Origin of the sequence: uncultured Intestinimonas sp. (assembly GCF_944387725.1) — a bacterium.
Taxonomy (GTDB): Bacteria; Bacillota; Clostridia; order Oscillospirales; family Oscillospiraceae; genus Intestinimonas.
Window position 1 is genome coordinate 1 of record NZ_CALXGA010000099.1, and the last position, 4,542, is coordinate 4,542.

The 4,542-nt window shown below is 66.2% G+C and carries 3 protein-coding genes and 1 pseudogene; all 4 read right to left on the reverse strand.

Annotated features, from left to right (window positions below; genetic code table 11):
* Positions 1-1,058 (reverse strand): annotated as a pseudogene (locus Q0K09_RS10325) (hypothetical protein); the annotation flags it as partial.
* Between the two features lie 14 nt (positions 1,059-1,072).
* Positions 1,073-2,665: a hypothetical protein gene (locus Q0K09_RS10330; protein WP_294475956.1), complete on the reverse strand. Its 1,593-nt coding sequence runs from the start codon at positions 2,663-2,665 to the stop codon at positions 1,073-1,075.
* Positions 2,666-2,668: 3 nt separating this feature from the next.
* On the reverse strand, positions 2,669-2,824 hold the full coding sequence (locus Q0K09_RS10335) for a hypothetical protein (RefSeq protein ID WP_294475958.1): 156 nt from the start codon (positions 2,822-2,824) through the stop codon (positions 2,669-2,671).
* Positions 2,821-4,443 (reverse strand): gp58-like family protein, encoded by a 1,623-nt coding sequence (locus Q0K09_RS10340; RefSeq protein WP_294475961.1) that lies wholly within the window; start codon positions 4,441-4,443, stop codon positions 2,821-2,823. The genes Q0K09_RS10335 and Q0K09_RS10340 overlap by 4 nt, the downstream gene beginning before the upstream one ends.
* Positions 4,444-4,542 lie beyond the last annotated feature (99 nt).

Here is a 4,542-nt window from a genome sequence, read left to right on the forward strand (position 1 = left end):
GTCTGCAAATTGTTGCTGAGCCGGTCGTAGCCGGTCTGCCACTGGTCATAGGCCAGATTCCGGTCGGCGTTGTACTGGTCCAGGGCGGCCAGATAGCGGTTGAAGTCCGCATCCTGGAGCCCCAGGGCGGTCTGCAAATTGTTGCTGAGCCGGTCGTAGCCGGTCTGCCACTGGTCATAGGCCAGATTCCGGTCGGCGTTGTACTGACTGAGGGTGTTGAGGAACTTGTCATAGTCGCTCTGTTCCGCCCCCTGGACCACCCCCAGGTCGGAGAGCTGCATGTCGTAGTCGTTGAGATACTGGTTGTAGGCCAGCTGGTAGAGCTCCGGGATTTTGTCGGCGAGCTGGGCGGCGTAGTAGTTCCCCGCCTGGCCCGCCGCGGCGGCGGCGTAGGAGGAGGGAATTCCGCCGGAGGCCGCCGCCGCCGCCCCCAGGGCATCCTCTGCGGCCCGCTGGCCCTCCCGGTTGTACTGCTTGCGGTACTGCTGGTAGAGGGGGTCGGTCTCGGGGCTGTAGGAGAAGTCCGGCCGCTGGAGAATCCCGGCGATGAGGTCCTGGATGGTCTCGTCGTAGCGGTTTTGGTAGGTGGGGGCGTCCTGGTAGGAGAAATCCCCATAGTTCTGCTGCTGCTGCCAGAGGCCGGCGATGTCCCCGGCGTAGCGGTCCTGGTAGGTTGGGGCGTCCTGGTAGGAGAAGTCCCCATAGTTCTGCTGCTGCTGCCAGAGGCTGGAGACGTCCCCGGCGTAGGGATTTTCGTAGGTGGGGGCGGCCTGACCATACTGGAAGTGTCCGGGGGACATCAGGTCCATGGTGAAGGAGCCCCCGTCGGCCCCGCCGGTGTAGCTGCCCCAGGAGGAGCGCAGGTTCTCGGCGTTCCGGTTGGCCAGGGCCCGCTCCTCATCGGTGGCGGCGTTGTGGTAGTCCTGCTTGTACTTCAGGATGGACATCCCAAAGTCCGGGTTCTGCCGGGCCATCTGGAGGTCGGCCTGGGAGAACTCCCCCAAAAGCCCGCTGTCCTGGGCGCTCTTTTGGAACTGGTCATAGGTGTATCGTGCCATCTCGTTCTCCTTTCTCACTGCCGCCCGGGGCGGCTTTTGAGGGCGCTTCCGGCGCGGGACGACTGGGACAGGGCATAGACCCGCCACATGCCCGCGCCGGTGAGGCGGAGGCGGCAGTGGTCGCACCGCCGGGGGACGATGGGCAGGAGGAAGCTCCGCTTTTGGGTGGCGGACAGCGCGTCCACCCTCCGCCAGACCCCGTCGGAGTCAAACTGGATATCCACCGCCAGGGCGGCCCCCGCCTCCAGCTCCACCCGGAGCTGGAGCTTCCCCGCCCCCTTCTTGTCCGGGCTCCCCTGGGTAAAGTCGGCAAACTCGGCCATGCTGTCCACCGCGCCCTCGGAGACGGCCCCCTCCGGGACCGTCCGGGCGCCGCCGCCGCACCACAGGGGCCCGGCGGCGGAGAGGAAATAGAGGGCCCCGTTCCACCCGAAGCCCACGGCCTCCAGGGCGTCCTCCCGGTGCCAGAGGCCGTACCTGGTGTCGTAGACGAAGAGGTGAAAGCGGTTCTCCCCGTCGGCCATGGAGACATAATACTTCACCCCGTCGCTGCCCCCCACGGCGCTGTGGTAGCGGACGCCGCCGAAGGCGTCGGCCACGCTCCGGGGGATGCCCCCGTTGTAGGCTGTGACCCCCGCCCGGGAGAGGTAGTACAACGTCTCCCCGGCGATGGCCAGGGACTGGTGGCTCCCCTTCTCCACCCCCAGGGAGGCGCTGCCCATGACCTGGAAGTTGGAGGGCCGGTCGCCGTAGACCTTGTAGATGTGCTCCTCCTTGAAGAAGCAGGGGTAGCCCAGGTAGGAGCAGCAGGCGGTGAAGTCCCCGGCGCTGCCCACATCCGCCGCGTAGGCGTCCGTGGAGAGGCCGTCGAAGACGTTCCAGTTGAAGGGGTCCCCCAGCTTGGAGGCATAGATGGTGTCCCCCTTGCAGCCCCACAGCCGGTTCTCGTTCTCGCAGAGAAAGTCCAGGTCCGGCATGTCCCGGGAGACCGTCAGCCGCTGGTTCTCCGCCGGGGTGAAGGAGTTCTCATAGAACCGCAGTTCATCCCCGTGGATCTCCCGGATGATGATGGTCTGGTTGTTGCCTTCGGCGGAGGCTCCGGCGATGGTCACGGCGTCCCCGGCGCGGAAGCGGCCGGCCCAGTTGGCCCCGGCGGCGTAGATGGTGTTGCCCTGGGCCTCCGCCCCGGCATAGGTCCCGTCCCGGAAGGCGGCGGTCCCGCTCCAGCCGGCCTCCAGGCTGCCAAATTCCTGGGTCAGCCGGTTGTAATAGACCTTGTCCGGCAGGAGGATGAGATAGGCCCCCAGGCTGGCGAACTGCTTCCGGCTGTCGCTGACGGTCCCCCGCCGGACCCCGCCGGCATAGAACCCCGTGCCGTCCACCCAGTAGAGCTCGTCCTTGGCGTAGAGGCCGTTGGGCTTGGCCAGGGACCCCGCCTTCCACCGGGGCCGCCGGGGGGTCAGGAGGGGATAGCCGTCGGAGGAGAGGTTTTCCATGTCCCACAGCTCCCCGTCCTGGGCGGCGGGGCTGTGCTGGTAGCCTCCGAACCGGACCTGGGTGGACTTCCGAAGCCCGCTGCCGCAGACCAGAGGGGGGAGTCCCGCCATGGACTACTCCCCCCTCTCTTTTTGGGCCTTTTCCAGGGCCCCCAGGGCCGCCCGGAGGGCGGTGCGGACGGCGGCGACCACGTCCAGGGCCTCCCCGCTGGCCTGGAGCCGGGCGAGGAGGCTGTAGGCCGCCTCCAGATTCTCTCTGATCTCGTTCATAAGCTTCCCTCCAAGGCCCGGACCCGCTGGTCCAGGCGCTGAATTTGATGGATGCACAAGGGGATAAACTCCTCATAGCGCAGGGAGTAGACGTACCCGCCGTCCGTCTCCTCATCGGGGCTTTTGACGAACCCGGCGAAGTCCAGGCTGGTGAGGCCCGCCGCCTCCAGGGCCTGCTCCACGTCCTGGGCGATGAGGCCCAGGTGGGTCCGGCCGCTCCTGCCGTTGTTATACTGGAAGGCGCAGGGCCTCAGGGTCCCGAAGAGGGCGTCGTAGGGGGACAGGTCGTAGCGGATGTCGTGCTTGCGGTTCCGGTCGGAGGTGGTGATGTCCGAGGAGGCGGTATAGACCTCCGACCACCGCCGGGCGCTGGTGCCGCAGGACTGGGCCCCGCTGCTGTGGGGGGCCAGGTCCCCATTTCCAACAAAAACATCGTCCTTGAGCTGGAGATAGGTCCCGTAGGAGCCGCTGCGGATATAGACATCTCCGGCCATGGAGTTGAGCTCAATGGCGCCGCTTCTCAAAACCACCTTTTGGCCGCCGTAGGAGGAAGCGGCGGATAACTCAATCAACCCTACTGGCTGCCCGGATCTGTCAAGCAGGCGAATCTCTCCGCCCTCCAAAGTAGAGGCGGATACGGTGCCGGTCATGATGCGGCTGCCGTCGATGTAGGTGGTGCCGCTGTAGCTCCAGCGGTCAATGGAGGACTGGGCGGCATTGGCGGTGTATATGGCATTTTCGATGTCGTTCTGGACGGCTGTGCTCAGGTCCCCGAAGGTAATGGCTCCGGTGAGGTTGAGCCGTCCGGCGTCGATGAGGCCGGTTTTAATACAGGCCCCGTTGATGGTGGTGGCGCCCTGGGCCAGGCCGGTGAAGGTCACCAGGCCGCTCATTTGGATGGTCTGGCTGGCGATGAGGGCGCTGCCCGACTTGAGCTGGATGGTACTGGCGGTGTCGCCGTTGCGGACCTCCAGGGTGAAGCCGTTCACCGTCTGGGTCAGCCGGGAGAGGTCCCCCTGGGTGCTGCTGATCTGGGTGCTGAGGGACTGGGCCGTCTGCCGAAGGGTGGAGACATTGCCCTCGGCGCTGGAAATGCGGCTGGTGAGGCTGGCGGCGGTCTGCTGAAGCATGGAGATATCCCCCTGGGCGCTTTGGATGGTACTGGAAAGGCTGGCGGCGGTCTGCTGGAGGAGGGAGACATTGCCCTCGGCGCTGGAGATCCGGCTGGTGAGGCTGGAGGCGGTCTGCTGGAGCACCGAGAGGTTTCCCTCGGCGTCGGAGATGCGGATGCTCAGGCTGGAGGCGGTCTGCTGGAGCACCGAGAGATTTCCCTCGGCGTCGCTCATGCGGATGCTCAGGCGCTCCGCCGTCAGGGAGAGGTCGGCCACATGCCCCTCCACATCCTCCAGGTGGATAGAGATGGGGTCGGTGATGATGCCGGCGATTTGGTCAAAAGCGGCGTCGTTGAAGTTCTCCCGCCCCAGGTTGGACAGGGCGTAGCGCAGCTGCTCCAGGAGCATATAGAGGTAGTTGGTGATGAGGTTGAACTTCTCGTCGGCAGACTGCTCCCCGGTGAGCTGGGGGAAGCCGGTGTCGGCGGCCAGGAGGCTGCTTGGCATGGCGGCTCCCCCCTCTCACAGGCCCAGCCTGGCCAGGAGGAACCCGACGACGCCGGTGATGACGGCGGCGAAGACGGTCTCCCAGCGCTTGCCGTGCTT